Raw genomic sequence first — 26857 nt, 5'->3', positions numbered from 1 at the left:
CGACCTGAAATCCGATGTGGAACCGTAAGCTGATCGCCGGCAGCGGTGCGTATCGCCGCGCAGTTGACTTCTACCTTTACGAAGCCAGTTACGACTGGGAGATGCTGGGCGGGGTACTCGCGAGCGCGGCCGGCATTCTCGAAGAAACGGTGTTCGCCGGCATCGACCCCGGGCAGGTTCCTCTCGCAGATGTTCTGGTCGCCGGGGAGATCCTGCTTGGCGAGCTCTTCGATCACGGGGTGCTGATCGGCGAACTGACCGACGGGGATCCGGGGTTGGAGGTCTGGGCCGGGACGCGCGCCGATTGGTTTGCGCGCATCCGGGATTGGGTCGACGCCCACGGCGAAATCCCGCTGCCGGGGGAGTTCGGCTGGCTGTCGGACCCGACACAGCAATCCTGGCGGGCGGTCTCGGATTATCACGAAGCGCCCGATCGGATGGACCCGCGGCGCATCACCGCTCACGACGCGTTTCACCGAGCGGTCGAGTTGTTGTGCGCCGATCCGGCCGGTGTCATTCCGGTCGGCACGGTGTTCGTGGTCGCGCACGCCACGCTGCGCGAAGCCGTGTACCGCGCTGCGCCGCAACGGGTGCCGTTCCCCCTCGACGAGGTCTCGACCGTTGCGGACCTGCTGTTCACGCAGTTGTTCGACCGCGGTCTGACACCTGGTGACCTTACCGATACCGGCTTTATGCCGTGGGCCGGTACGAGCGCCGACTGGCGGCAGCGCGTGCGGGACTGGTGTGACCAGCACGGTCGTCTGCCGGAACTGCGCGACTGCGGCTGGTTGGTGCCGGCCACCGTCCCCGCGGAGACGGCCGTGTCGGCTGCCGACTGCTTCGACCGCGTGCTCACCACCAGGTGGTCCTACCGGGATTACGTCGACTGGGATCTTCGTGACGCGGGCGAACACCCGGTTGACATCTGCTTTCCGTTTCAGAGCGCCACCAGCGTTGTGCAGCGACTGCTGGTCCCGGGAAACACCCGGCCGTCAGTAGACGACGACATCGTTCACGCCGCCGATTTGATCCTCAACGAACTCTTCGACCACGGTGTCGTCGCCGGCGAGCCCATCGATGAGGAGAACTCGTCGTTCCGTCCGTGGCCCGGGACCCGTGACGACTGGCTGGCTTACATCCGCCACTGGTTGGCCGAGCAGGACCGCCGTCCTCGGGAGGGAGAACTCGCCGCCCTCTACCGGTTGTCCGCGGCGGACGGCCCGTCAGTTCAGACGCCCACCGGAGCGATCACGGCTGGTGCGCAGTACCGAGCGGAGGTTGATTTCTATCTCTTCGACGCCAGTGATGACTTCGTCATGCTCGGAGACCTTTTTGCCTCGGCGTACCACCTGATCCGTGCGGTACGACCGGCCGGCACCGCCGAGAGTCCGGTGCCACTCGATCAGGAAATGGCTGTCGGAGAGGCGATTCTCAACGAATTGTTCGACCACGGGGTGCAAGCCGGTGAGCTGACCGGTACCGGTGACGAGTGGTTCGTGGCGTGGCCCGGAGGCCGGATTGCCTGGATCGCCCGTATCCGTGACTGGGTGCGTGAACATGGCGACACCCCAGGGATCGGTGACTTGGGCTGGCTTCATGACCCGACCATGCAGTCGTGGCGCGGGAAGTCGGACTACCACGAGTCGCCCGACCGGATGGCGCCCGAGCGCATCACCGTGCACGCCGCCTTCAGCGAGTGCACCGACCGGCTGCGTGCGCAGGCAGGCCGTGACGGCGTGGTGTCACTTGGACTGGTCTTCCTGTCGGCGCACGCGGTCCTGCGCATGGCGATTCACCCGCAGGTGCCGGGCCGGACGCGTCATTTCCCGCGGCGGACATCCTCACGGTTGTGGGTCTGATCCTCGGCGAACTATTCACCCAGGGTCTGCAGCCGGTCGAGTTGACCGACACCGACGTTATCGCCTGGAATGGAACGCCGGCCGACTGGCAGCTACGTATCCACCGCTGGGTCGAGCAGCATCAGCACCTGCCGCGGCTGGGTGAATGTTGCTGGCTGCGTGATCCCGCCGCGGCACTCGCAGCGATGCCGGTCAACGCCCGCGTTGATCAGGTGATCACCGACCGGGCGAGTTATCGAAACGCCGTCGAGTTGGACCTTCGCTACATCGACGACCGCCCGGTGACCGTCCAATCGATATTTCGGTCGGCCGCCACCGTACTTCGCTGGCTGACGGTCCCGGGTAACGAGCCCGACAAGCCACGCGCGTGGCACGACGTCGTCCATGTCGTCGACCTGATGCTCAACGAGTTCTTCGACCACTGCGTGGTCGTCGGCGACACCGAGGACGAACCCCCTGAACCCGAACCCGCCGACGCGCTGTTCGTGCCGTGGCCCTACGTCAGCGAACTCGCGCCCTGGCCCGGGACCCGAGTCGACTGGCTGGAACGCATACACCGGTGGGCCGACGAACACCGCCGCTACCCCGGACAGGATGAAATCGGGGTTCTGTACCTGCCTGGCAAGGAATAGAACCGGAGCCTTTAAGCCCCGCGGGCGAGCACCCGGTCGAAGCCGGCTACCGAGTCCGCGCTGCGCGGCCCCGGCCCGACGTACAGCGCCGACGGGCGGACCAGCTTGCCGAGGCGCTTCTGCTCCATGATGTGCGCGCACCAGCCCGCGGTGCGCCCGCAGGTGAACATCGCCGGCATCATCGCCGGTGGGACCTGGGCGAAGTCCAGGATCACCGCCGCCCAGAATTCCACATTGGTCTCGATGGCCCGGTCCGGGCGCCGCTCCCGCAGTTCGGCCAGCGCGGCCTGCTCCAGTGCGGCGGCCACCTCGAAGCGAGGGGCGGCCAGCCGCTTGGCGGTGGCCCGCAGCACCCGGGCGCGCGGGTCCTCGGCCCGGTACACCCGGTGCCCGAAGCCCATCAGCTTCTCCTTGCGGTCCAGGATGCCCTTCACCACCGCGCGGGCATCCCCGGAACGCTCCACCTCTTCGATCATCGGGATCACCCGGGCCGGGGCGCCGCCGTGCAGCGGGCCGCTCATCGCGCCGATCGCACCGGACAGGGCCGCGGCAACGTCGGCGCCGGTGGAGGCGATCACCCGGGCGGTGAACGTCGAGGCGTTCATGCCGTGCTCGGCCGCCGACACCCAGTAGGCGTCGATCGCCTCGACATGGGCCGGGTCCGGCTCACCGCGCCAACGGGTCATGAACTGGCCGGTGGTCGTCGCACACGCGTCGATCGCCGACTGCGGCACCGCCGGAACATCGGTCCCGCGGGCGGACTGCGCGACGTAGGACAGCGCCAGCGCCGAGGAGCGGGCCAACTGGTCGCGGGCGTCGGCGTCGGTGGTGTCCAGCAGCGGGCCGAACCCCAGCGCCGGCGCCAGCATCGCGACCCCGGCCTGCGCGTCGGCCCGCACATCGCCGGTGCGCACCGGAAGTTCCAGTGGCTCAGCCGGTTTCAGGCCGTGCTCGAAGCTGCCGTCGACCAGCAGTGCCCACACGTCGCCGAAGCCGACCCGCCCGGCCAGCTCCTCGATGTCGACGCCGCGGTAGCGCAGCGAGCCGCCGTCCTTGTCCGGCTCGGCGATCTCGGTGGTGAACGCCACCGTCCCTTCCAGGCCGGGCACGAAGTTCTCGGGGACCACAGTCATGGCGGTGATTCTGTCACCCCCGCGTCGGCCGGTGTTACCGACCGGTAAGTCCAGCTCCCGAGCGGTAGCGTGGGCGACAAATGACCACCATCAACAACGACCACCTGGCGGCGATGCGCGTGGAGTACACCTCAGAGAAAGACCACAGCGGCGACCTCGACGAAAGCTGGCTCGACGCAGGCTGGCAGGCGCTGCTGCGCACCTGGCTTGGTGACGCCGAACGTGCCGGGGCGGCCGAACCGAACGCGATGGTGCTGGCCACCGTCGAGGACGGCCGGCCGGTCAGCCGGTCGGTGCTGTGCAAGGGCATCGCCGAGGACGGCATCACCTTCTTCACCAACTACGACTCCGCCAAGGGCGCGCAACTGGCGGCGACGCCGTATGCGTCGGCGACGTTCCCCTGGTATCAGCTCGGCCGGCAGGTGCATGTCCGCGGCTCGGTGACCAAGGTCGACCCGCAGGCCACCGCGGGCTACTGGGCGAAACGGCCGCGCGGATCCCAGCTGGGAGCCTGGGCGTCACACCAGTCGCAGCCGATCGCCTCGCGGGCCGTGCTGCTCGATCAGCTGGCCGACGTCACCGCCCGCTTCGCCGGCGACGACGTGCCGGTGCCGCCGCACTGGGGCGGGTATCTGATCAGCGCCGATGTGGTGGAGTTCTGGCAGGGCCGGGAGAACCGGCTGCACAACAGGATTCGGGTCACCGATGGGCGGATCGAACGGCTGCAACCGTGAACTACGGGAGCTTGCCCTGGTTCTGCGGGCAGTAGGCGAGTACCGCGGCGGTGATGAATCTGCCGGCCAGCGATCCGATGTCGCCCGGAGGTTGGCGTCCGGCGGTGCCGGGCCGATTCGCGTTGTTCACCATCCGGCTGCGTACGTCGTCGAATGACATTCCGCCGTCCAGCTTTTCGCAGACCCGATGTGCCGTGTCGATGAGTTCAGGAACGTTCTGCCCGGCAGGCCGCTGTACGTCGAGCATTGTCAGGAAGCGCTGATCCTGGTCGGGATCGGCCCTGGCGAAGCCGGCGACACCGAGCAGCAGCGCGCTCGCCAGCAGACCGACTCGAAGCCACATGCTGCACAGGATGGCACACCGGGCGTGCCAAGCTGACCCGGTGAGGCTGTTCGCCGACACCGCCCCGCTGCGCAGCCCGGATTTCCGTCGGCTGTGGCTGGCCGGCATCCCGACCGTCATCGGGGCGAACCTGACGATCTTCGCGGTGCCGGTGCAGATCTACGCGCTGACCCGCAGTTCGGCTTACGTCGGGCTCACCGGGCTGTTCGCGCTGGTGCCGCTGGTCGTCTTCGGACTGCTCGGCGGCGCCTGGGCCGACGCGATGGACCGCCGCAAACTGTTGATCATCGCCTCGTGCGGGTTGGGGCTCGCATCGGTGCTGCTGTGGGTGCAGGCCGTGGCGCAGGTGAACAACGTCTGGGCGGTGCTGGGGCTGCTCAGCGTGCAGCAGGCGTTCTACGCGGTCAATGCGCCCACCCGGTCGGCGGCGATCCCGCGGATGCTCCCCGGCGGCGACCTGCCGGCCGCCAACGCGCTGAACATGACCGTCATGCAGTTCGGTGCGATCGTCGGCCCGCTGCTGGCCGGGCTGCTGCTCGGTTTCGCCGACCTGTCCACGCTGTACCTGATCGACGCAGTGAGCTGCCTGGTGCCGATCTGGGCGACACTGCGGCTCTCTCCGATGCCGCCGGTCGCGACGGCCGCCGCGGATCCGTCACGGTGGGGGATCGCGGCGGTGCTGGACGGCTTCCGCTACCTGGCCGGCAACACCGTGGTGCTGATGTCGTTCGTGGTGGATCTGATCGCGATGGTGCTGGGGATGCCGCGGGCACTGTTCCCGCAGATCGCCTACGCCGATTTCGGCGGGCCGGTCGACGGCGGCACGACGATGGCGCTGCTGGCCGCGGCGATGTCGGTCGGTGCGGTCGGTGGTGGGGTGTTCTCCGGCTGGCTGCCCCGGGTCAACCGGCAGGGGCTGGCGATCGTCGTCTCGATCGTGATCTGGGGTGCGGCGATGGTCGGCTTCGGGCTGGCGGTGGCGCGGGCCGGCGGGCATGTCGGGCCGCCGCTCTGGGCGGCGCTGGCGTTCCTGGCGGCCGGCGGCGCCGCGGACATGGTGTCGGCGGCGTTCCGGTCGACGATCCTGCAGGAGGCGGCCTCCGATGAGATGCGCGGCCGGCTGCAGGGGGTGTTCATCGTGGTGGTGGCTGGTGGGCCGCGGCTGGCCGACACCCTGCATGGCGTGGCCGGAGCGGCGGTCGGCACGGCCGCGGCCGCAGCCGGCGGCGGGGCTCTGGTGGTGGTCGGTGTGCTGGTCGCGGCGCTGGCCGCGCCGGTGTTCGTCGCCTATCGGCGCCCGGTGACGGGCTGAGTGACGATGTCGACGTATCGCCCCGCGAGTGATACCTCCCCCCGGGCGGGCGCTTTGACTCGTAACCGACTACCTTCACCTATACACACCCAATCCAAATCGACTGGTTAGTCGAACAGCGCAATGCAAAGGGGTTCTTGTGGCCGCAACCGATGACACCGCCACCCTGAAATACCCGGGCGGCGAGATCGAGCTGCCGATCGTCCGCGCCACCGAGGGGTCTGACGGCATCGCCATCGGTTCGCTGCTCGCCAAGACCGGGCACACCACCTTCGACAACGGTTACGCCAACACCGCGCCGGTGAAGAGCGCCATCACCTACATCGACGGTGAAGCCGGCATCCTGCGGTACCGCGGCTACCCGATCGAGCAGCTCGCGGAGAAGTCGACGTTCATCGAGGTCAGCTACCTGCTGATCTACGGTGAGCTGCCCACCACCGATCAGCTGGCCGAGTTCACCCGCAAGATCCAGCGGCACACCATGCTGCACGAGGACCTGAAGCGGTTCTTCGACGGCTTCCCGCGCAACGCGCACCCGATGCCGGTGCTGTCCAGCGTCGTCAACGCGCTGAGCGCCTACTACCAGGACTCGCTGGACCCGTCCGACAACGACCAGGTGGAGCTGTCCACGATCCGCCTGCTGGGCAAGCTGCCGACGATCGCGGCCTATGCGCACAAGAAGTCCGCCGGGCAGCCGTTCCTGTACCCGGACAATTCGCTGTCGCTGGTGGAGAACTTCCTGCGGATGACGTTCGGACTGCCGGCCGAGCCGTATGCGGCCGACCCCGAGGTGGTTCGGGCGCTGGATCTGCTGTTCATCCTGCACGCCGACCACGAGCAGAACTGCTCCACCTCGACGGTGCGGCTGGTCGGCTCGTCGCGGGCCAACCTGTTCACCTCGATCTCCGGCGGCATCAACGCGCTGTGGGGCCCGCTGCACGGCGGCGCCAACCAGGCAGTGCTGGAGATGCTCGAGGACATCCGTGACAACCACGGCAACGTCAAGGACTTCGTCACCAAGGTGAAGAACCGCGAGGACGGCGTGAAGCTGATGGGCTTCGGGCACCGGGTGTACCGCAACTACGACCCGCGGGCGCGGATCATCAAGGCGCAGGCCGACAAGATCCTGGCCATGCTCGGCGGTGACGACGACCTGCTGAGCCTCGCCAAGGAACTGGAAGAGGCGGCGCTCACCGACGAGTACTTCATCGAGCGCAAGCTGTACCCGAACGTCGACTTCTACACCGGCCTGATCTACCGGGCCATTGGCTTCTCGCCGCGGATGTTCACCGTGCTGTTCGCGCTGGGCCGGCTGCCCGGCTGGATCGCGCACTGGCGGGAGATGCACGACGAGGGCGACAGCAAGATCGGGCGCCCGCGCCAGATCTACACCGGCCACACCGCCCGCGACTACGTCGCGATGAACGGACGGTAGGCGCGACGATGGCGAACTCCAAGCCGCAGGTCACCGTGCCGACCGGGCCCGCCCCCGACGAACTGGTCATCGAGGACATCGTCGTCGGTGACGGTGCGGAGGCCGTCCCGGGCGGTGTCGTCAACGTGCACTACGTCGGCGTCGAGTACGACACCGGTGCCGAGTTCGACAGTTCCTGGAACCGCGGCGAGACCATCGAGTTCCCGCTGGACGGCCTGATCGCCGGCTGGCAGGACGGCATCCCCGGCATGAAGGTCGGCGGCCGCCGCCAGCTGGTGATACCGCCGCTGCTCGCCTACGGGCCGGCCGGCGCGGGACACCAGCTGTCCGGCAAGACGCTGGTCTTCGTGATCGACCTGCTCGGCGCCCGCTGATTGCGGATCGTCGCAATCAGCGAACCGAATGGAAAAGCGAAAACGGTTCGACACCTTCTCTGAATAATCGAAGTCTCATACACTCCAGGTGTCCTGGGCGTGTATCGCGATTTCGGATATTCAAGGAGGGCGCATGCCGGGCTCCGAAAACCACACCGTGACCGGGTGGCGAAAAGTATCGCGCTGGTACCGGCGACCGCCCGGCCTGGGCTGGCTGGTGGCATTGGCGATGGTTCCCCTGCTGCTGGCTCTGATCGGTCAGGGTATGACCGATCGCTCCGAACTCGACGCTCACGGATCGGACCTGTCGGTCCCGTCGCTGACGGTGCCGAGTGCCAGCGTGCCGGCCCGGCCGGGTCTGTCGTTCGCCCCGCTGTCGATTCTGCGCAACGGCCACGTCGTCACGCTCAACGGTGACCTGCCCGATATCGCTTCGCGCACAGCGCTTCTCGACATGCTCCAGGGTGTGTTCGGCGGCGGCGTCAGCCTGGTCGACAACCTGAACATCAAGGCGGGTGTCGCCACCCCGGACATCGCCAGCCTGATGTCGGTGTTCAAGGCGGCGGCGTCCATCTCGGACTTCAAGTTCAAGATCAACGGGGACGCCGTCACCCTGCTCGGCAGCGATGCCGCCGCGGCGGACCGGGCCGCTGTCGAAGCGGCGGCGCGGGCGGCATGGCCGAATCTCAAGCTGTCCAACGAGATTCAGACCCCGACAGCGACCGCCCAGACACCCGGCCCGTCGGCGCCGAGTCCGACCGGGGACTGTGCGAACCTGCAGTCCGACATCAACGCACTGATGAGCGCGCCGGTCACCTTCGTGACCAACGGCCACACCCTGACGCCGAGCGCCCAGCAGCAGCTGAGCCGGGTGGCGGAGAAGCTGAACGGTTGTCACAGCGGCCATGTCGCCGTCAGCGGCTACACCGACAACACCGGCAACGACGCCGTCAACGTGCCGTTGAGCGCCAACCGGGCCAAGTCGGTCGCCGACTTCCTGGTCGCGCACGGTGTGCCCGCGGGCAGCGTCACGTCCAACGGGTTCGGCTCCGCCGACCCGGTCGCCAGCAACGCGACACCGGATGGTCGCGCCCAGAACCGCCGCGTCGTGATCACCGTCAACTAAGGAGGGTCTGCAATGGATTTCATCGTTCATTGGCTGTGGTACCTGCTGGCATTCCTGGTGGGCTCCGCGATCGCCTGGCTACTCACAATTGTGTCGATTCGCCGCACCAGCGAAGAGGACGCCATTGCCGCCCTGCCCGGCTCACGTGAGATAGGAGTGAGCTGATGCACGGCACCAATTGCTGGCTGATTGCGCTGTCGTTTCTGCTGGGACTGCTGCTGACGTTCGCCTTCATGATCCGGCGGGTCAAGCGGGAGGTGCCGGCGATCGATGCGCCGCCCTACGGCGCCGGGTCGGCGCGGGCGGGTGCGGGCGGCAGCGGGCCGGCCGGCTGGACGATCAAGGGCAACGAGGACTCGATGCTCTACCACGGCCCGGCAAGCCCGTCCTACGACGTGACGATCGCCGAGGTCTGGTTCGAAGACGAGGCGACGGCCGCCGCGGCCGGGTTCATTCGGTGGGACAGCCGGCAGAAAGACAAGGAAGACTGACGCCCCGGCGCTAGTGCGGCGGCGGCAACTGCAGCAGCAGGCGCGCCCCGCCCAGCGGGCTGTCCTGCAGCGTCGCGGTCCCGCCGTGCAGTTCGGCCTGCTGCGCCACCAGCGCCAGCCCCAGACCCGACCCGGAGTGCGACGCCGTCGACCCGCGGGAGAACCGCTCGAACACCACCCGGCGTTCATCCTCGGGTAGCCCGCTGCCGTTGTCGTCGACGGCGATCTCCACCCCGTCGCGTGAACTGACCGCCGACAGCTGCACCCGGGTGGCGCCGCCGTGCTTGACCGCGTTGGCGATCGCGTTGTCCACCGTCAGCCGCAGCCCGGCAGGCATGCCGAGGATGATGCACGTCGGCGACGGGACCAGCGAGACCTCCAGGTCGGGGTAGACCCGCATGGCGTCGTGCGCCGCCCGGTCGAGCAGCTCGGTGATGTCGACCGGAACGTGGTCGTCGGACGTCGACAGCTCACCCTGCGCCAGCCGCTCCAGGGCGCCCAGCGTGGCCTCGATCCGGGTCTGGGTGCGCACGACGTCGTGCAGCACCTCGTTGCGCTGGTCGTCGGGGAGGTCCAGCGTAGTCAGCACCTCCAGGTTGGTGCGCATCGCGGTCAGCGGCGTGCGCAGCTCATGCGACGACACCGCCGCGAAGTCGCGGGCCGAGGCCAGCGCCTCCTTGGTGCGGTCCTGCTCGGTCCAGATCCGCTGCAGCATGCCGCGCATGGCCTCGGCGATCTCGACGGCCTCGGTGGCGCCGCGCACCTCGATCTCCGGCCGCTCGTCGCCGGCGTCGATCGACCGGGCCTGCTGGGCCAGCCGGCGCAGCGGCCGCACCGCGAACGACGCCAGCAGCCAGCCCAGCACCGCCGCCGCGCCGATCGCGAACGTGCACAGCAGGATCACCCGGCGATGCAGGTCGTGGATGTCGGCCAGCGTGGCGTCGTAGGTGGCCCCGACGGCCAGTGTGCGCGGACCCGGCCCGGGGATGGCGACCGTGCGCACCCGGTAGCGCACCCCGTCGATGTAGGTGTCGGCGTAGCCCGGCGGCAGTTCCGGCAGCACCACCGCGGAGTTCGACGTCACCTGGTCGGCACGGCGCAGGGTGATCACCGCGTCGGTGGCGCCGGCCGATCGGGGCAGTTCGCCGAGCCCGATCAGCGGCACCGTCAGCCCGGCCGCCTGGTCGAGCCGACGGTCCAGCCAGTACTCCCGGTCGCCGGTGATGCCGATCCAGACGATCGCGCCGATGATGACGGTGACGATCGCCGTGCCGATCGCCGTCGCCAGCGCCACCCGGGTGCGCAGCGACGGGGTGCGGGCGAAGACCCGGCGCAGGATGGTCATGGTGTTCACGGCGGTGCTCACTGCGTTCGCAGCACGAAGCCGACGCCGCGCACTGTGTGCAGCAGCCGCGGCGCCCCACCGGCCTCCAGTTTGCGGCGCAGGTAACCGATGAACACGTCGACGACGTTGGTGTCGGCGGCGAAGTCGTAGCCCCACACCAGCTCCAGCAGTTGCGCGCGGGACAGCACCGCGGTCTTGTGCTCGGCAAGCACGGCCAAAAGGTCGAACTCCCGCTTGGTGAGGTCGACGTCGACCCCCTTCACCCGGGCGCGGCGACCCGGGATGTCGACCTCCAGCGGCCCGACCGTGATGGTCTCCGAGGAGGAACTGGCCGCCGACCCGCGCCGGCGCAGCATCGCCCGCACCCGGGCCACCAGTTCGGCCAGCACGAACGGCTTGACCAGGTAGTCGTCGGCGCCGGCTTCCAGGCCCGCCACCCGGTCATCGACGGAGCTGCGCGCCGAGAGCACACACACCGGCACGTCGTCGCCCATCGCCCGCAGCGCCGTCACCACACTCACCCCGTCGAGCACCGGCATGTTGATGTCCAGCACGATCGCGTCCGGGCGGACCTCCTTGGCGCTGCGCAGCGCCTCCGCGCCGTCGGCCGCGGTCGCCACCTCGAAACCGGACAGCCGCAGCCCGCGTTCCAGCGAGGCGAGCACGTCGGAGTCGTCGTCGACGACCAGTACGCGGGGGGAGGCAGCGGCGTTGACGGGGTTGTTCATGCCGGTCATTTTGCCTGATCGTGGCGGACCGGCGCGGGATGCGACGGTGCGTGCCTTACCGTCGATTCCGTGAACACGGCGTCCGTGCTGCGCCGGCTGCTGCCGTATCTGCGCCCGTACTGCGCCCGCTGGGCGGTGATGCTGGTGGTGGCGGTCACCGGCCTGGCCGCCACCGTCGCGATCCCGCTGATGACCAAGGCCGTCATCGACGGGCCGGTGGCGCACCGCGACCAGCCGGGACTGTGGGCGCTGGGCGCGGCGGCCACCGCGCTCGGGGTGACCGAGGCACTGCTGATGCTGACCCGGCGCTGGCTGGTCGCGCACGCCACCATGGGCACCGAAGCCGATCTCCGCACCGACCTCTACGCCCGGCTGCAGATCCTGCCGATGACGTTCCACCGGCGCTGGCAGTCCGGTCAGCTGCTGTCGCGGATCATGAACGACCTGGCCACGGTGCGCCGATTCCTGTCGTTCGTGGTGGTGTTTCTGGCGCTGAACACGCTCCAGATCATCGCGGTCGTCGTGATCCTGCTGGTGCTGTACTGGCCGCTGGGGGTGGTGGTCTGCGTGTCGATCCTGCCGGTGGTGGTGACCGTGCAGCATTTCCGCCGCCAGTACACCCGACTGTCCCGGGCCGCCCAGGATCAGGCCGGCCACGTCGCCACCCGGGTCGAGGAGTCGGCGCTGGCGCTGCGGACGGTGAAGGCGTTCGGCCGGGAGCGGCACGTGTTCGACCGGTTCGACGCCGAGGCGGTGGCCCTGCACGACGTGGGGGTGCGCAAGGTGACGGTCGCCGCCCGGTTCTGGACGCTGCTGGAGGTGATCCCGAACCTCACCCTGATCGTCGTGCTGGCGTTCGGCGCCTACGCCGCGGGACACCACCTGGTCACGATGGGCACCCTGGTCGCGTTCATCACGCTGATGATGTCGCTGGTGTGGCCGGTGTCGTCGCTCGGTTTCCTGCTGTCGGCGGCGCACGAGGCGATGACCGCCGCCGACCGGATCACCGACGTCTTCGACGCCCCGGTGGAGATCACCGACGGGCCGCTGACCGTCGTGCCGCGCGCCGGTCGGCTGGAACTGGTGGACGTCGGTTTCCGTTTCCCGGACGCGGACGAGTGGCTGCTGCGGCACCTGAACCTGGTGATCGAACCGGGGGAGACGCTGGCGCTGGTCGGTGCCACCGGGTCCGGCAAGTCGACGCTGGTGGCGCTGCTGTCCCGGCTGTACGACGTCACCGAGGGGACGATCCTGCTCGACGGCGTCGACATCCGGGAGTTCACGCTGCCGGTGCTGCGCCGGGCGGTGACGACGGCGTTCGAGGACCCGACGCTGTTCTCGATGTCGGTTGCGGAGAACCTGCGCCTCGGCGCCCCGGACGCCACCGACGACGACCTGGCGCGGGCGATATCGACGGCGTCGGCTCGCTTTGTCTATGACCTGCCGTTCGGACTGGACACCCGGATCGGCGAACAGGGGATGAGTCTGTCCGGTGGGCAGCGGCAGCGGCTGGCGCTGGCCCGTGCGCTGCTGGCCGACCCGACCGTGCTGGTGCTCGACGACACGCTGTCCGCTTTGGACGTGCACACCGAGGCCGCCGTGACCGGGGCGCTGCGCCGGGTGCTGGCCGGTGTCACCGGCGTCGTCGTCGCCAACCGGGCGTCCACGGTGCTGCTGGCCGACCGGGTGGCGTTGCTGGCCGGCGGCACCATCACCGACACCGGGTCGCACACCGAACTGCTGGCTGGGGTGCCGGCCTACCGCTATCTGCTGGCCGCCGACGACGAACTCGACGACGGCGCCGAGCGTCCCGCCGAGTGGCTGGAGGCGCGGCGGTGACGGCCGAGTCGACGGGTTGGCGCGGCCGGCTGGCCGACCCGGCGACGGCCCCGGATGTGGAGGTCATGCCGGGTGCCGGCGCCGCCCGGGCGCTGCTCGGCTCGCTGCTGCGGCCGCACGCGGTGGCGGTGGGGCTGCTGGCCCTGGTGGTCGTGGTGGCGAACGCCGCCCGCCTGGTCGTTCCGCTGCTGGCCCAGCGCGGTATCGACCGCGGCATCCCGCCGCTGCTGGCCGGCGGTTCGCCGCGGACCCTGGCGCTGATCGTCGGTGTACTGGTCGCGGTGGTGCTGGTGCAGGCCGGCAGCCGGATGCTGTTCCTGGTGTGGTCCGGGCGGATCGGGCAGCGGGTGCTGCTGGAACTGCGCCGCCGGGTCTTCACGCACTTCCAGCGCCTCGACGTCGGATTCCACGACCGCTACCCGGCCGGGCGGGTGGTGAGCCGGCTGACCAACGACGTCGACGCGATCTCCGAGTTGCTGACCAGCGGATTCGACAGCCTGGTCAGCGCCGCGCTCACGCTGGCCGGGACGTCGGTGCTGCTGATCGTGCTGGATTGGCGGCTGGGGCTGCTCTGTCTGCTCGCCGTCCCGCTGCTGGTGGTGCTGCTGCGCTGGTTCCGGGCGGCGTCGGCGCAGACCTACCGCGCGGTGCGGGAGAGCGCCGCGCTGGTGATCGTGCAGTTCGTCGAGACCATGACCGGGATCAAGGCGGTGCAGGCGTATCGGCGCGAGCCGCGCAACCAGCAGATCTTCGCCGGCGTCGCCGACCGGTACCGGGCCGTCAACGAGCGCGCCTTCACTCTGGTGGCGATCTTCAGTCCGGGCGTCAAACTGATCGGGAACCTGACCACCGGGCTGGTGCTGCTCTACGGCGGCTGGCGAGTCCTGCACGGGCACATGACAATCGGGACGTTCACCGCGTTCCTGCTCTACCTGCGGATGTTCTTCGAACCGATGCAGGACATCACGCAGTTCCTCAACACGTTCCAGTCGGCGTCGGCGGCGCTGGAGAAACTCGCCGGGGTGCTGGCCGAGCGGCCCGCGATCACCGACCCGGTGGCGCCGGTGGGACTGCGCGAGGCGCGCGGCGAGATCGCCCTGCACGCGGTCGATTTCGGTTATGTGCCGGGCCGGCCGGTGCTGAGCGGGTTGTCCCTGCACATCCCCGCCGGGCAGACGGTGGCGCTGGTCGGCAGCACCGGTGCCGGCAAGAGCACCATCGCCAAGCTGATCGCCCGGTTCTACGACCCGGCCGCCGGATCGGTGACGCTCGACGGCGTGGATCTGCGTGACCTGCACCAGGATGCGCTGCGCCGGCAGGTGGTGATGGTCACCCAGGAGAACTTCCTGTTCGCCGGCACGGTGGCCGACAACATCCGGTTCGGGCGTCCCGCCGCGACCGACGCCGAGGTGGTCGCCGCCGCGCGACGGGTCGGCGCCGACGGGTTCATCGCCGCGCTGCCGAACGGGTACGGCACCGACGTCGCCCGGCGCGGTGAGCGGCTGTCGGCCGGGCAGCGGCAACTGGTGGCGTTCGCCCGGGCGGTGCTGGCCGACCCGGCGGTGCTGATCCTGGACGAGGCGACGTCGTCGCTGGACGTCCCCAGTGAACGGATGGTGCAGCGCGCGCTGCGGACGGTGCTGGCTGACCGCACCGCCCTGGTGATCGCCCACCGCTTGTCGACGGTCGAGATCGCCGACCGAGTGCTGGTGATCGAGGACGGCCGGGTGGTGGAGGAGGGGGCGCCAGCGGCGCTGATCGAGACCGAGGGGCATTACGCGGCGCTGCACGAGGCGTGGGTGCGGGCGATTTCGGCGCGCTAAGCGTCGCTCAGCGGGACGGACCGCGCCGAAATCGCGGGGGTTAGAGCCCGATGTGGCGGTAGCGGGCTAACCGAGTGGCCGTCCGCTGCGCGTCGGGCACGCCGCGCAACGCGGACAGCTCACCGGCGATCGCCGTCGACACCCGCTTCACGAAGTCGATCGGCTCATCGGCGGCGTCCGGGCACTCCGGCACGATCACGTCCACGATCCCGGCGGCCAACAGATCCGCCGACCGGATGCCCTGCGCCGCGGAGAGCTCCGGCGCATGGTCGGTGTCGCGGTACACGATGGCGCTGGCGCCCTCCGGGGGCAGCGGAGCCAGCCAACCGTGCGTCGCGGCCAGCACCCGATCGGCCGGCACCATCGCCAGCGCCGGGCCGCCGCTGCCCTGGCCCAGCAGCACCGAGACCGTCGGGACGTCCAGCGTGATCAGCTCGGCCAGACAGTGCGCGATCTCCCCGGCCAGCCCGCCCTGCTCCGCCTCGACGGACAGCGCCGGCCCGGCGGTGTCGATGACCAGCACCAGCGGCAGCCGCAGACCGGCGGCCAGCGCCATCCCGCGCCGTGCCTCGCGCAGCGCCGCCGGCCCGACGATCCCACCGACCCGGCGCTGCTGGCCGACCAACACCGCCGGCTGGCCGCGGAACCGGGCCAGCGCCAGCAGCGTGGTGGCCGCATCGCCCACCCCGGTACCCGACAGCAGCACCCGCTCGGTGGCGCCGTGCCGCAGCAGCATGCCCACCCCGGGCCGATCCGGGCGGCGGGTGGCCAGCACCGAATCCCAGGCCGGGACATCCGGCACCGGCTGCGACCGGACCGGCGGCGGTGGCGGTCCCGGCGGATCGCAGATCACCTTCAGCGCCCGGATCAGCGTGCGGCGCAGCCACTTCAGCGGGATCACCCCGTCGATCACCCCGTGGGCCTGCAGGTTCTCCGCGACCTGCACTCCCGGTGGGAACGGCTCACCGTAGAGCTGCGCGTACACCCGCGGTCCCAGGAACCCGACCAGCGCACCCGGCTGGCCCAGCGTCACATGTCCCAGTGAACCCCACGACGCGAACACCCCGCCGGTGGTCGGATGCCGCAGGTACACCAGGTAGGGCAGGTGGGCGCGCTTGTGCAGTTCCACCGCCGCGGCGATCTTCACCATCTGCAGGAACGCGACCGTCCCCTCCTGCATCCGGGTGCCGCCGGAACTGGGGGAGGCCAACAGCGGCAGCCGCTCGGCGGTGGCGCGGGTAACCGCCGCTGTGATCCGCTCGGCGGCGGCCACCCCGATCGATCCGGCCAGGAACGCGAACTCACCGGCGATCACCGCGACCCGTCGGCCGGCCACCCGGCCCTCCCCGGTGATCACCGCCTCGTCGCGGCCGGTGGCGGCGCGAGCGGCGGCCAGTTCGGCGGCGTATTCAGCGCTCATGGGCGTCGTCACCGGTGCGGTGTCCCAGCTGAGGAACGAGCCGGGATCGAGCACCGCCTCGCGCAGTTCATCGGCCCCGATCCGGCTCATTCCCCGACCCTAATAGGCTCTCCCCATGATCGGTGTTACCCGCGACGGCAGCGTCCTGACCCTTGAACTGCAGCGCCCCGAGCGCCGCAACGCCTTGAACTCCGAATTGGTCGACGGTCTGCGCGAGGCCGTGCAGCAGGCTGCGAAGGAGGATGTGCGGGCGATCGTGCTGACCGGGCAGGGCACGGTGTTCTGCGCCGGTGCCGATCTGTCCGGCGACGCGTTCGCCGCCGACTACCCCGACAAGCTGATCGCGCTGCACAAGTCGATCGACGAATTCCCGATGCCGGTGGTCGCCGCGATCAACGGCCCGGCGATCGGCGCCGGGCTGCAACTGGCGATGGTCTGCGACCTGCGGGTGGTGGCACCCGAGGCGTTCTTCCAGTTCCCGGTCGCCAAATACGGTCTGGCGCTGGACAACTGGAGCATCCGCCGGCTCGCCACCCTGGCCGGCTACGGCCGGGCGCGGGCGATGATGCTCACCGCGGAGAAGCTGCCCGCCGCCGACGCGCTGGTGACCGGGATGGCGAACCGGCTCGGCACCCTGGCCGACGCGCAGGCCTGGGCGCAGGAGATCGCCGGGCTGGCTCCGCTGGCGCTGCAGCACGCCAAGCGGGTGCTCAACGACGACGGCGCCTATGAGGACCAGTGGCCCGTCCACAAGGAACTGTTCGACCGGGCCTGGGCCAGTCAGGACGTCATCGAAGCCCAGATGGCTCGCATCGAGAAGCGTCCGCCGACCTTCCACGGCGCCTGACCGGGAGCTGACGACCATGCTGCGGGGGGCGGTGCGGCTGGCTCGGATGTCGGGTGGCGCGGCGGCGCTGGTCGCCGGCGGGTGGACGCTGCGCGCGCTGCGCGGGGCTCCCGCCGCGCTGGGAGCCGACCCGGCCGCCATCCATCGGGTGGCCGCCCGTTCGCCGCACTACCGCGACGGCGTCTTCCACAACGCCGAGCGGGTGTCGCTGCTGAACCTCGACACCGAGGAGCAGCGCTTCGTGCTGTGGGAACTTTTCCGAGGCCGGGCGGCCAGCCGGGGGCCGATCCCGATTCCACTGGCAGCACCGGACTTTCCCGGCACACCCGGAGCGCTGGCGGTCACCTGGCTGGGGCACGCGACAGCGCTGGTCGAGGTCGACGGCTACCGGGTGCTCACCGACCCCGTCTTCAGCGAACGGTGCTCGCCATCGGATGCGCTGGGACCCAAGCGGATGCATCCGGTGCCGGTGGAGCTCTCGGCGCTGCCGGCCGTCGATGCGATCGTCATCAGCCACGACCACTACGACCATCTCGACATCGACACCGTCACCGCGCTGGCCCGCACCCAGCGCGCTCCGTTCGTCGTCCCGCTCGGCGTCGGCGCGCACCTGCGGGCGTGGGGCATCGACCCGCACCGCGTCGTCGAACTCGACTGGGATGAGCACACCCGGATCGGCCGACTCACGCTGACCTGCACCCCGGCCCGGCATTTCTCCGGGCGATTCCTGACCCGCAACACCACCCTGTGGTCGTCCTGGGTGATCGGTGGGCCTGCGCACCGGGTCTACTTCGGTGGCGACTCCGGCTACACCGCCGGTTTCGGCCGGATCGGCGCTGAGCACGGTCCGTTCGATGCGACGCTGCTGCCGATCGGCGCCTACAACCGGGCCTGGCCGGACGTGCACATGAACCCCGAGGAGGCGGTCCGGGCGCACCGGGACCTCAACGGCGCCACCACGTCGACGCTGCTGCCGATCCACTGGGGCACGTTCCGCCTGGCGCCGCACCCCTGGACCGAGCCGGTGGAACGACTGCTGGCCGCGGCCGGCGACGACGTGCCGGTGGCGGTGCCGAAGCCCGGCGAGCGCGTCGACCTGCAGAACCGGGCGCCGCTGGAGCGGTGGTGGCGGGTGTGACGATCGCCGTCGGTCTCAGCGACGACGACGTCGCCCGGCGGATCGCCGCCGGCCAGACCAACGACGTCCCGGCGCGGGCCGCGCGCAGCGTCGCTGAGATCGTCGCCGCCAACGTGTTCACCCGGATCAACGCGATCCTCGGTGTGCTGTTCGCGATCGTGCTGACCACCGGGTCGCTGATCAACGGGCTGTTCGGCCTGCTGATCGTCTTCAACTCGGTGATCGGCATGGTGCAGGAGATCCGCGCCAAACAGACGCTGGACAAACTCGCCATCGTCGGCCAGGCGAAACCGTTGGTGCGCAGACGATCCGGCACTGCGGAGCTGCTTCCCGCCGACGTGGTGCTCGACGACGTCATCGAGATCGGTCCCGGCGACCAGATCGTCGTCGACGGCGAGGTCGTCGAGCAAACCGATCTGGAGGTCGACGAGTCGCTGCTCACTGGTGAAGCTGACTCGATCGGCAAACACGTAGGCGCCCAGGTGATGTCGGGCAGCTTCGTGGTCGCCGGCGCCGGCGCCTACCGGGCCACCCGGGTGGGCCGCGACGCGTACGCGGCGAAACTGGCCGAGGAGGCCAGCAAGTTCACCCTGGTCAAATCCGAACTGCGCAGCGGTATCGACGCCATCCTGAAGTTCATCACCTACCTGCTGATCCCGGCCGGCCTGCTGATCATCTACACCCAGCTGTTCACCACCGACGTCGGCTGGCGGGCGTCGGTGCTGGCGATGGTCGGGGCGCTGGTGCCGATGGTTCCCGAAGGCCTGGTGCTGATGACGTCGCTGGCTTTCGCGGTCGGCGTCATCCGGCTGGGCCGACGGCAGTGTCTGGTGCAGGAACTGCCGGCGATCGAGGGGCTGGCCCGGGTCGACGTGGTGTGCGCCGACAAGACCGGCACGCTCACCGAGAACGGCATGCGGGTCGCCGAGACCGTCAACCTCGACGGCGGGCTGCCGGCCGAGCAAGCGCTGGCCGCGCTGGCCGCCGCCGACCCGAGGCCCAACGCGAGCATCGCGGCCATCGCCGAGGCGTTCCCGTCGGCGCCGGAGTGGACCGCGACCGCCACCGCGCCGTTCAAGTCGGCCACCAAGTGGAGCGGAATCTCCTACGGCGGCAACGGCAACTGGCTGATCGGCGCCCCCGACGTGCTGCTCGACCCGGCGTCGCCGGCGGCCGCCCGGGCCGAGCGGATCGGCGCGCAGGGGTTGCGGGTGTTGCTGCTGGGCGCGAGCGACCGGCCGGTCGACGATCCGCAGGCGCCCGGTGAGGTCACCCCGGTGGCCCTGGTGGTGCTGGAGCAGAAGCTCCGCGACGACGCCCGTGCCACCCTGGATTACTTTGCGACCCAGGACGTCTCGGTGAAGGTGATCTCCGGAGACAACGCGGTGTCGGTGGGTGCGGTCGCCGGCAAGCTGGGGCTGGTCGCCGACGCGATGGACGCCCGGCAACTGCCCGATGACACCGCCGGCCTGGCCGCCGCGCTGGAGACGCACACGGTGTTCGGCCGGGTGCGTCCAGATCAGAAGCGGGCGATGGTGGCGGCGTTGCAGGGTGACGGCCACACGGTGGCGATGACCGGCGACGGCGTCAACGACGTGCTGGCGCTCAAGGACGCCGACATCGGGGTGGCAATGGGGTCCGGCAGTCCGGCGGCGCGGGCCGTCGCGCAGATCGTGTTGCTGGACAACAGGTTCGCCACCCTGCCCTACGTGGTCGGTGAGGGCCGGCGGGTGATCGGCAACATCGAGCGCGTCGCGAACCTGTTCCTGACCAAGACGGTGTACTCGGTGTTGCTCGCACTGCTGGTCGGGCTGACCGGGCTGGGGTCGGTGCTGTTTCACACCAAACCGATGCTGTTCCCGTTCCAGCCGATCCACGTGACGATCGCCGCGTGGTTCACCATCGGCATCCCGTCGTTCATCCTGTCGCTGGCGCCCAACAACGAGCGCGCGCATCCCGGGTTCGTCCGGCGAGTGATGACCGGGGCGCTGCCGGCGGGGTTGATCGTCGGCGCCGCCACGTTCGGCTCCTACCTGATCGCTTACCACGGCATCGCCGCGACGCCGGCCGAGCAGTTGCAGGCGTCGACGACTGCGCTGATCACCCTGCTGGTCACCGCGGTGTGGGTTTTGGCGGTGGTGGCGCGGCCCTACCAGTGGTGGCGGCTGATCCTGGTGGCGTGCTGCGGCCTGGCCTACGTGGCGATCTTCGCGATCCCGCTGGCCCGGGAGAAGTTCCTGCTGGATCCGTCCAACGTCGCGCTGACGTCGGTGGCCCTGGGCGTCGGGGCACTCGGTGCCGCCGCCATCGAGGGGCTGTGGTGGGCGCAGGGCCTCCTGCTCGGGGAGCGACCCAAGTTGTGGCGGGAGTCGGCACCGGCGACAATTGCCGGGCGATAGGGTCTGCGGGGCGAAAGGACTGATCATGGGTTTTATGGACAAGGCCAAGGGGCTGCTGGCGCAGAACGCCGACAAGATCGGGCAGGCGGCCGAGGCGGCCATCGACAAGGCCGGTGACCTGATCGACGAGAAGACCGACGGCAAGTTCGCCGGGGTCGTCGACAAGGCGCAGGATGCCGCGAAGGACGCCGCCAAGAAGGCACTGGCCGACGGCACCGACGAGAGCGCGCAGGCCTGACCCGATGGCGAAGCTCTCCGGATCCATCGACGTCCCGCTGCCGCCCGAGGAGGCGTGGGCGCACGCCTCGGATCTGTCGCGGTACAAGGAATGGCTGACGATCCACCGGGTGTGGCGCAGCGTGCTGCCCGAGGAGATCGAGAAGGGCACCGTGATCGACTCGATCGTCGAGGTCATGGGCATGCCGAACCGGATCCAGTGGACGATCGTGAACTACAAGCCGCCGAACACGATGACGCTCAACGGCGTCGGCCGCGGCGGTGTGAAGGTCAAGATGCTGGCCCGGGTGACCCCCACCGACGACGGTTCGGTGGTCGGCTTCGACGTGCACCTCGGCGGCCCGGCGCTGTTCGGCCCCATCGGCATGCTGGTGGCCGGCGCGCTCAAGAGTGACATCAACGAGTCGCTGCGCCGGTTCGTCTCGGTGTTCGCCGGGGTGTGACGCTGCGCCCCGGCTGGCTGGTCGCGCTGTTCGCCGTGATCCTGTCGGTCAGCGGCTGGCTGCCGTGGCTGACCACCGCGGCGAACGGTGGCGGGCACGCCAGCGCGATCGGCGGCACCGCCGGCAGTGTGGCGCTGCCGCCCCGGTTCGGTGTCGGGCAACTGCTCATGCTGCTGGCCGCCGTCCTGCTGGTGGCCGGCGCGATGATCGGCCGGGAGTTGTTCGCCCGCTCGGCAGCGGTTGCGGCGCTGACGGTTTCGCTGACGATCGCTGCACTGATCGTCTTCTACTACCGGCTCAACGTGGCCGGCCCGATCAGCGCCGGGTACGGGCTGTACGTCGGTGTGGCGAGCGCGGCCGGCGCGGTGGCCTGCTCGGTGTGGGCGCTGGCGTCGGTGCTGGGCGGCCGGCCGCGCTAGCCGCCGCTCACCTGGGCCTCCGGGAACGTCCACTGGCCGGACAGGATCTGCGGTTCCGGCCGGTAGAGCCGGACCAGATAGTTCCAGCCCGGGGTGATCGGCAGGCAGTTGACGACGCCCGGCGTGCAACCGCCGAACTGCACCGTCACCGATCCGTCGTCGGACTTGGTGGCGGTGTCGCCGTTGATCGAGTAGGACTGCTGCGGGTTCGCGGTGAAGTAGCCGTCCCGATTGTACACGCTGATCGACCAGAAGTCCTGCACCGGAACGTTTTTCACGGTCAGCCGGTAGACGGTGCTGCCGTCGTTGCGGGCCGGGGTGACGTTCAGGTACAGCGCGTCCTGTTCGCGGTTGCCGCCCCACGCCGAGGCGGCGCCGATCAAGTGGCGGATCGGGTCGGTGTCCTGCGCCGTCCCGAACATGGCCCGGGTGTCGGGGATCGTCTCGGCCAGGGTCAGTAGCGCGTCGCCGACCTTCTTCTGGCTGACCGGATCCCAGCGGGGCACCTCGAACGTGCCGGAGTCGTTCTGCTGCACGGTGATCGCGTCCTGCAGGGCGCGCGCCGCCGCCAGATCGCCGGGATCCCGCGGGTTGGCCAGCGTGCGGACGGCGACCAGCACGTAGCGGGTGCCGACGTCCTTGCGGTCCAGGGTGTGCTGACCGCCGCCGTAGAACACGTCGGTGATGTACTCGTCCTGATTGATGACCTGCGCGGACATGAAGCGTTGTGCCGGGTCGGGCAGTGTGATCGTCACCGGCGCCGCCTGCAGGTCGAACACGGCCGCGGAATACAGGGTGTCCCGGTTGGGGCGGACCACCAGTTGGCGGTCGATCGGGGTGAAGTCGCGCCAGTGGTAGAAGCGGCCGAAACCGTTCTCGTTGACGATCCGGGTGAACTGCTCGTCGGTTGCGGCCCGCACGAAATTGTCCGGCGAGACCAGCACCATTCCGTTGGGGGTGCTGCGCGGGGCGTCGTCCACCAGTTTGTCCGGGCCGGCTTTCGTCACCGTCAATCCGCAGCCGGTGAAGATCAGCGCCGCCGCCACCATGCTGACCGTGGAAACCCATCGTTTGGCCATGCAGCGCAACCTACCTGCCGCTACCGACCGGTGTCGGTAAAGACAGCGAACTCTGCGGGGGCGTGAACGCTTGCACGTGTCCGTCGTCGCACGTATGGTCCGAAATGAGAGTTAGCCCATAAAACGTCGAATTTGTGATGAGACAGCCCTGGGGGAGTGGCCGTGAGGATCATCAATAACGCAGTTGTCGTCGTCGCGCTCGGCAGCGCGCTGGCGGTCGGGGGCGGCGCACCACTGTCGGCTGCTGCGACCACCCGTGCCGTGACGCTGACGTCGTCGGACTCGTTCCAGCCGACCCTGCAGGAGTTGCTGGACGCCGTCCACGCCGCCGCGGCGAAGGACGCCGCCCTGCCATTCGCGCCGGAGGGCAGCGAGGGCGTCGTGACGACGATGCTGCAGAACACCAACTACGAGTTGCTGATGTCGGGGATATCCCGGGTCACCGAGTTGTTCAACGGGTGGTTCTTCCAGTCCCCGGAGGTGGTGGCCGCCGACGCCTCCGACACCCGCCAGTACTTCCAGTTCTTCACCCCTGACATCTATTACCACGTCACCGCCGGGCTGCACGAGGGTGCGACCTACAAGCTGACCGGCACCCTCGGCGGCGGAACCGAGGCGTTCGCGATCGCCACCGAGAAGATCGACGGCGCATCCGCGGTCACCCAGGGCAGCCTGGAACTCGACCACGGTCTGGTCGTCAACCCCGACGGCACGTTCACCGTCTACATCGGCCCCACCGCGCCGCCGGGTGCGGCGAATTTCCTCGACGACACCACCGCCACTCAGAGCGGCGCCGCCTCGCTGCTGATCCGCGACATGATGGGCAACTGGGCGCAGGGCGGGTCCAACGTCAGCCTGCAGTGCATCTCGGACTGCCCGCCGTTCTTCGCGATCCCCAGTGGCGGCCTGCTGCCCACCCCCGACGGCGGCGACGCGGTGACGGATGTGGCCGGCACCAAGATCACCTCGATCGATTCGCTGCTGAGCACCCTGTTCGGCGCATTCGCCCAGATCGTCCCGCAGTTCAACGACATGAACGTCGGGTTGGCGCAGATCGCCGGGATCAATGAACCGGTCAACTCCATGAGTGCGCTGCAGTCGGAGACCGACCTGTTCCCGACCGGCCTGCCGAGCGCGGCCGTGTCGGCCGGGAACTTCGATCTCGATCCCGGCCAGGCGCTGATCGTCAAGGTGCCCGATGTGGCCGCCGGGTACAGCGGCATCGAGTTGATGAACGTGTTCGGCGGCGGCCTGCCGTCGACCCTGTCGCAGACCACGCTGAACAACACCACCGCGTTCCACTCCGCCGATGGCTACACCTACTACGTCGTCAGCGCCACCAACCCGGGGGTGGCGAACTGGCTGGACTCCGGTGACACCACCCGGGGGGAGATCTTCGCCCGGTTCGAGAACCTGCCCGACGGTGCCGACCCCTACGGCGAGGGCGTGACGACCCAGCTGGTCGACGTCGCCGACGTCGCCAAATACCTGCCCACCGACACCCCGACCGTCAGCCCGGAGGAGTACGCGGCGGACATGGCACAGCGGGTGTTCTCCTTCGACTACGCCCTGGACGCCTCGCGGATGCACGCCCAGCCGGCGTGGCTGCTGCAGGAGGGCCTGCTGTACGGGATGAAGGGGCTGGTCGGCGAGGACGACTTCCAGAAGGTGTTCGGCGAGCAGCCGGCCACCCCGATCGCACTGCGGCTGACCGACGCGCTGAGCCCGAACTGGGACGCCGTCACCCAGGACCTCACCGACCACCCGACGCAGAGTTGGACGGCGATCCTCGACAACCTGCAGTTGGCCTGGAGCGACATCAGCCTGCCGATGCAGTGGGCCGGTATCGCACCGGTGCTGGCGCTGCTGACCGGGCAGAACGTCGGCACGGCGCTGCAGGAGTCGCTGCTCAACCCGAGCTACGGCATCCTCGCCGGGTTCCTCAACGCCCGCGACGACCTGGCGACCGCGATCCTGACCGCCAACAACAACTTCCCGACCGAACTGGGCGCCACCGCGGCACATGAGTGGGCGAACATGAGCGATCTGGTGGCGAACACCCCGCCGATGACGCTCGGTGACCTGGGCTCGTTGCTGCTGAATCCGGGCGAGTTCTTCGGCGGCGCGTGATGGCTGCACGGATCGGTGCCATCGTCGACGACGTCGCCACCGGCAGCTGCGGGTTGCCTTGAAGGGACTTGGCAATCCGGCTTCGGTGGGGCGGATGCGTTCTAGCCTGGTGGGATGAGTGTGCGATGCGCCGAATGCCAATGTCAGTGCGATTGCTGTGCGGACCGCTGCAGATGCAGTTGCTGTCGACCGGAGGAGTCCACTGCGCCGGAGTAGTGGGCGTGCGGCAGCTGGACACTGCTGAACTGGGCGGGGGGCGTCGGTGCCGGCGCATCCGCGCCTGCTGACCGATCTGTTCGTGCGGTAACAGGGTCTGGTGCTGCGGTCGCAGACCGCTGCATACCATCTGGTCGAGGCGCTGACGAGCGGGGACCCGGCGACGATCAGCCAGGCATTCGCACCGGAGCGCAGAGCATCTTCGGGGCGCTGCAACAGATTCCGGGCACGGGGAGCGCGATCTTCGACGACGTCGCCGCCGGGAGCTGGGGATTGCCGTGACGCGGTCCGGCGTTTGGTGCCATGACACCTGCCTGCGGGCTTAACGCCGTTGAAGGTTTGCCGCCGTCCGTGAAGGTGTTGCGTCCCAACAAATGCGGGTTAGTCGCCGTTGGCAGTCGTCCCGGCTGATTCTCGGCGATGGCCCAAACGGGACTTCTGCGGGCAGAGACGTTGCGCAATAATTCCTGCGTGAACCCGAACACTTCGAAGCGCAGTTTCGCCGACTGGCAAAGCGGTCATCCGCCGATACCCGCTGAAGGCGTCGACGCCCTGATCAGTGCTCCTCCGCCTGACGATTGGCGTGAGCAGTCTGAGCAGTGGCTGGCCTGGATATTCGAGGGAGTCAGCATCCTGGGCTGGACCATGACCCAGTACGGGAACAAGATGGTGATCGCCAGTGGCCCGGGGGCCCCGTCGAGTCTCAGCAGAGGCCTGCCCATCATCGACGCGATCAAGACGTTTTTGAGTCTTCCCGAGCCGTCCGGGGGGTAACTGGACTTCCGGTCGCGGTCGATTGCGTGTGGTTCGTGCGCGATGCGGCTGCGCGTCGAGCCTCACGAAGCGCGATCAGGTCACCGCGTTCCGGCACCGCTGCATCCATGCCGCCGGCCCGGATGCTCATCGGGCGTCTCGACCAGCATTTTCGCTGCTAGATAGTGCCCCCGGCAGGATTCGAACCTGCGACACCGGCTTTAGGAGAGCCGTGCTCTATCCCCTGAGCTACGGGGGCGGGGGACCTGTGTGAATAGGTGTTGAAAACTCTAGTGGATCGCCCGGCGCGCTTGGCGTGCGGTGCTGGGGGCGCGCCGGGTGAGGGTTTTTGGCGTTGCTGGAGCTGCGGGCGGGGTTGATGTGCGTTCTGGGGCTGGTGTGACCGGTCGGAGGGCATCGGTGTGCCCTGGTGGGTGGTCAGGCGGCGGTCGCGGGCTGCTGTTGTCGCCGTTGGTGGAGGTAGTTGGCGATGGCGTTGCGGCCGAGGGCGAATCCGATCATGACGGCGTGTTGTCGGGTGGCGGTGTGTGCGGTCATGCGGCCGCCGTAGAGGGTGCGGTCGAGGGTGTTGTTGAGGGATT

At 69.3% G+C, this 26857-nt stretch carries 25 protein-coding genes and 1 tRNA gene; 19 read left to right on the top strand and 7 right to left on the bottom strand.

The window, feature by feature from the left end:
• The first annotated feature begins 14 nt into the window (after positions 1 to 14).
• A complete protein-coding gene (locus KIH27_RS01810) occupies positions 15 to 1859 on the top strand; it encodes a hypothetical protein (RefSeq protein WP_214091209.1) in 1845 nt (614 codons plus the stop codon).
• A complete protein-coding gene (locus tag KIH27_RS01805; protein ID WP_214091208.1) occupies positions 1850 to 2491 on the top strand; it encodes a hypothetical protein in 642 nt (213 codons plus the stop codon). Before KIH27_RS01810 ends, KIH27_RS01805 begins: the two co-directional genes overlap by 10 nt.
• A gap of 11 nt (positions 2492 to 2502) precedes the next feature.
• On the opposite strand, the gene KIH27_RS01800 is transcribed toward KIH27_RS01805, so the two are convergent.
• Positions 2503 to 3624 carry a citrate synthase 2 gene (locus tag KIH27_RS01800; protein ID WP_214091207.1) on the bottom strand — a complete coding sequence of 374 codons (1122 nt, stop codon included), beginning with the start codon at positions 3622 to 3624 and terminating at the stop codon, positions 2503 to 2505.
• Between the two features lie 80 nt (positions 3625 to 3704).
• On the opposite strand from KIH27_RS01800, the gene pdxH reads away from it, so the two are divergent.
• A complete protein-coding gene (gene pdxH / locus KIH27_RS01795) occupies positions 3705 to 4358 on the top strand; it encodes a pyridoxamine 5'-phosphate oxidase (protein WP_214091206.1) in 654 nt (217 codons plus the stop codon).
• A gap of 1 nt (position 4359) precedes the next feature.
• On the opposite strand, the gene KIH27_RS01790 is transcribed toward pdxH, so the two are convergent.
• Entirely contained in the window at positions 4360 to 4701 is a 342-nt protein-coding gene (locus KIH27_RS01790) for a DUF732 domain-containing protein (RefSeq protein ID WP_214091205.1), read from the bottom strand.
• Positions 4702 to 4711: 10 nt separating this feature from the next.
• Between KIH27_RS01790 and KIH27_RS01785 the strand changes: the two genes are divergently transcribed.
• The 6 genes from KIH27_RS01785 (at position 4712) to arfC (ending at position 9439) form a co-directional block, all read left to right on the top strand.
• On the top strand, positions 4712 to 6013 hold the full coding sequence (locus KIH27_RS01785; protein ID WP_214091204.1) for an MFS transporter: 1302 nt from the start codon (positions 4712 to 4714) through the stop codon (positions 6011 to 6013).
• A gap of 139 nt (positions 6014 to 6152) precedes the next feature.
• Positions 6153 to 7448 (top strand): citrate synthase, encoded by a 1296-nt coding sequence (locus KIH27_RS01780; RefSeq protein ID WP_214091203.1) that lies wholly within the window; start codon positions 6153 to 6155, stop codon positions 7446 to 7448.
• An 8-nt stretch (positions 7449 to 7456) separates the two neighbouring features.
• Positions 7457 to 7822 (top strand): FKBP-type peptidyl-prolyl cis-trans isomerase, encoded by a 366-nt coding sequence (locus KIH27_RS01775; protein WP_214091202.1) that lies wholly within the window; start codon positions 7457 to 7459, stop codon positions 7820 to 7822.
• Between the two features lie 133 nt (positions 7823 to 7955).
• A complete protein-coding gene (gene arfA / locus KIH27_RS01770; protein ID WP_250149440.1) occupies positions 7956 to 8948 on the top strand; it encodes a channel-forming protein ArfA/OmpATb in 993 nt (330 codons plus the stop codon).
• Between the two features lie 12 nt (positions 8949 to 8960).
• Positions 8961 to 9113 (top strand): channel accessory protein ArfB, encoded by a 153-nt coding sequence (arfB, locus tag KIH27_RS01765; protein ID WP_214091201.1) that lies wholly within the window; start codon positions 8961 to 8963, stop codon positions 9111 to 9113.
• The gene (gene arfC / locus KIH27_RS01760) at positions 9113 to 9439 is read left to right on the top strand and encodes a channel accessory protein ArfC, sunset domain variant (RefSeq protein ID WP_214091200.1); all 327 of its coding nucleotides are present in this window, start codon (positions 9113 to 9115) and stop codon (positions 9437 to 9439) included. The genes arfB and arfC overlap by 1 nt, the downstream gene beginning before the upstream one ends.
• Before the next feature lie 10 nt (positions 9440 to 9449).
• On the opposite strand, the gene KIH27_RS01755 is transcribed toward arfC, so the two are convergent.
• Entirely contained in the window at positions 9450 to 10784 is a 1335-nt protein-coding gene (locus tag KIH27_RS01755; RefSeq protein ID WP_214091455.1) for an ATP-binding protein, read from the bottom strand.
• Positions 10785 to 10801: 17 nt separating this feature from the next.
• Positions 10802 to 11512 carry a two-component system response regulator PrrA gene (gene prrA / locus KIH27_RS01750; protein ID WP_214091199.1) on the bottom strand — a complete coding sequence of 237 codons (711 nt, stop codon included), beginning with the start codon at positions 11510 to 11512 and terminating at the stop codon, positions 10802 to 10804.
• Positions 11513 to 11650: 138 nt separating this feature from the next.
• Here prrA and KIH27_RS01745 point away from each other — a divergent pair, with 138 nt between their 5' ends.
• Together KIH27_RS01745 and KIH27_RS01740 are read left to right on the top strand one after the other, a co-directional pair.
• Positions 11651 to 13351 (top strand): ABC transporter ATP-binding protein, encoded by a 1701-nt coding sequence (locus KIH27_RS01745; protein ID WP_214091454.1) that lies wholly within the window; start codon positions 11651 to 11653, stop codon positions 13349 to 13351.
• Between the two features lie 65 nt (positions 13352 to 13416).
• Positions 13417 to 15174, top strand: coding sequence for an ABC transporter ATP-binding protein (locus KIH27_RS01740; protein ID WP_214091453.1), 1758 nt, complete (start codon positions 13417 to 13419; stop codon positions 15172 to 15174).
• A gap of 40 nt (positions 15175 to 15214) precedes the next feature.
• Here the strand turns inward: KIH27_RS01740 and KIH27_RS01735 are convergent, their stop codons facing one another.
• Positions 15215 to 16684 carry an acetyl-coenzyme A carboxylase carboxyl transferase subunits beta/alpha gene (locus tag KIH27_RS01735; protein ID WP_214091198.1) on the bottom strand — a complete coding sequence of 490 codons (1470 nt, stop codon included), beginning with the start codon at positions 16682 to 16684 and terminating at the stop codon, positions 15215 to 15217.
• 25 nt (positions 16685 to 16709) lie between these two features.
• Here KIH27_RS01735 and KIH27_RS01730 point away from each other — a divergent pair, with 25 nt between their 5' ends.
• Genes KIH27_RS01730 through KIH27_RS01705 form a run of 6 tightly spaced genes read left to right on the top strand, consistent with a single transcriptional unit; the run spans position 16710 to position 22077 of the window.
• Positions 16710 to 17441 (top strand): enoyl-CoA hydratase, encoded by a 732-nt coding sequence (locus tag KIH27_RS01730; RefSeq protein WP_214091197.1) that lies wholly within the window; start codon positions 16710 to 16712, stop codon positions 17439 to 17441.
• A 16-nt stretch (positions 17442 to 17457) separates the two neighbouring features.
• The gene (locus KIH27_RS01725) at positions 17458 to 18579 is read left to right on the top strand and encodes an MBL fold metallo-hydrolase (protein WP_214091196.1); all 1122 of its coding nucleotides are present in this window, start codon (positions 17458 to 17460) and stop codon (positions 18577 to 18579) included.
• Positions 18567 to 20978 carry an HAD-IC family P-type ATPase gene (locus tag KIH27_RS01720; protein WP_372451285.1) on the top strand — a complete coding sequence of 804 codons (2412 nt, stop codon included), beginning with the start codon at positions 18567 to 18569 and terminating at the stop codon, positions 20976 to 20978. Before KIH27_RS01725 ends, KIH27_RS01720 begins: the two co-directional genes overlap by 13 nt.
• 25 nt (positions 20979 to 21003) lie before the next feature.
• On the top strand, positions 21004 to 21216 hold the full coding sequence (locus tag KIH27_RS01715) for an antitoxin (RefSeq protein ID WP_214091194.1): 213 nt from the start codon (positions 21004 to 21006) through the stop codon (positions 21214 to 21216).
• 4 nt (positions 21217 to 21220) lie between these two features.
• A complete protein-coding gene (locus KIH27_RS01710; protein ID WP_214091193.1) occupies positions 21221 to 21658 on the top strand; it encodes a type II toxin-antitoxin system Rv0910 family toxin in 438 nt (145 codons plus the stop codon).
• Positions 21655 to 22077 (top strand): hypothetical protein, encoded by a 423-nt coding sequence (locus tag KIH27_RS01705; RefSeq protein ID WP_214091192.1) that lies wholly within the window; start codon positions 21655 to 21657, stop codon positions 22075 to 22077. The genes KIH27_RS01710 and KIH27_RS01705 overlap by 4 nt, the downstream gene beginning before the upstream one ends.
• Here the strand turns inward: KIH27_RS01705 and KIH27_RS01700 are convergent.
• Positions 22074 to 23024, bottom strand: coding sequence for a DUF1254 domain-containing protein (locus tag KIH27_RS01700; protein ID WP_250149451.1), 951 nt, complete (start codon positions 23022 to 23024; stop codon positions 22074 to 22076). The two genes, KIH27_RS01705 and KIH27_RS01700, sit on opposite strands and share 4 nt — an antisense overlap.
• A 294-nt stretch (positions 23025 to 23318) precedes the next feature.
• Between KIH27_RS01700 and KIH27_RS01695 the strand changes: the two genes are divergently transcribed.
• A complete protein-coding gene (locus KIH27_RS01695) occupies positions 23319 to 25286 on the top strand; it encodes a hypothetical protein (RefSeq protein WP_214091190.1) in 1968 nt (655 codons plus the stop codon).
• A 687-nt stretch (positions 25287 to 25973) separates the two neighbouring features.
• Positions 25974 to 26276 carry a hypothetical protein gene (locus tag KIH27_RS01690; protein ID WP_214091189.1) on the top strand — a complete coding sequence of 101 codons (303 nt, stop codon included), beginning with the start codon at positions 25974 to 25976 and terminating at the stop codon, positions 26274 to 26276.
• A gap of 165 nt (positions 26277 to 26441) precedes the next feature.
• Here the strand turns inward: KIH27_RS01690 and KIH27_RS01685 are convergent.
• Positions 26442 to 26514 (bottom strand) — tRNA-Arg (locus KIH27_RS01685).
• Positions 26515 to 26857 lie beyond the last annotated feature (343 nt).

The sequence above is a fragment of the Mycolicibacter acidiphilus genome, assembly GCF_018455725.1.
GTDB lineage: Bacteria > Actinomycetota > Actinomycetes > Mycobacteriales > Mycobacteriaceae > Mycobacterium > Mycobacterium acidiphilum.
Note: the sequence above shows the minus strand (reverse complement) of the source record. Positions and strands in the feature narration are given on the sequence as shown.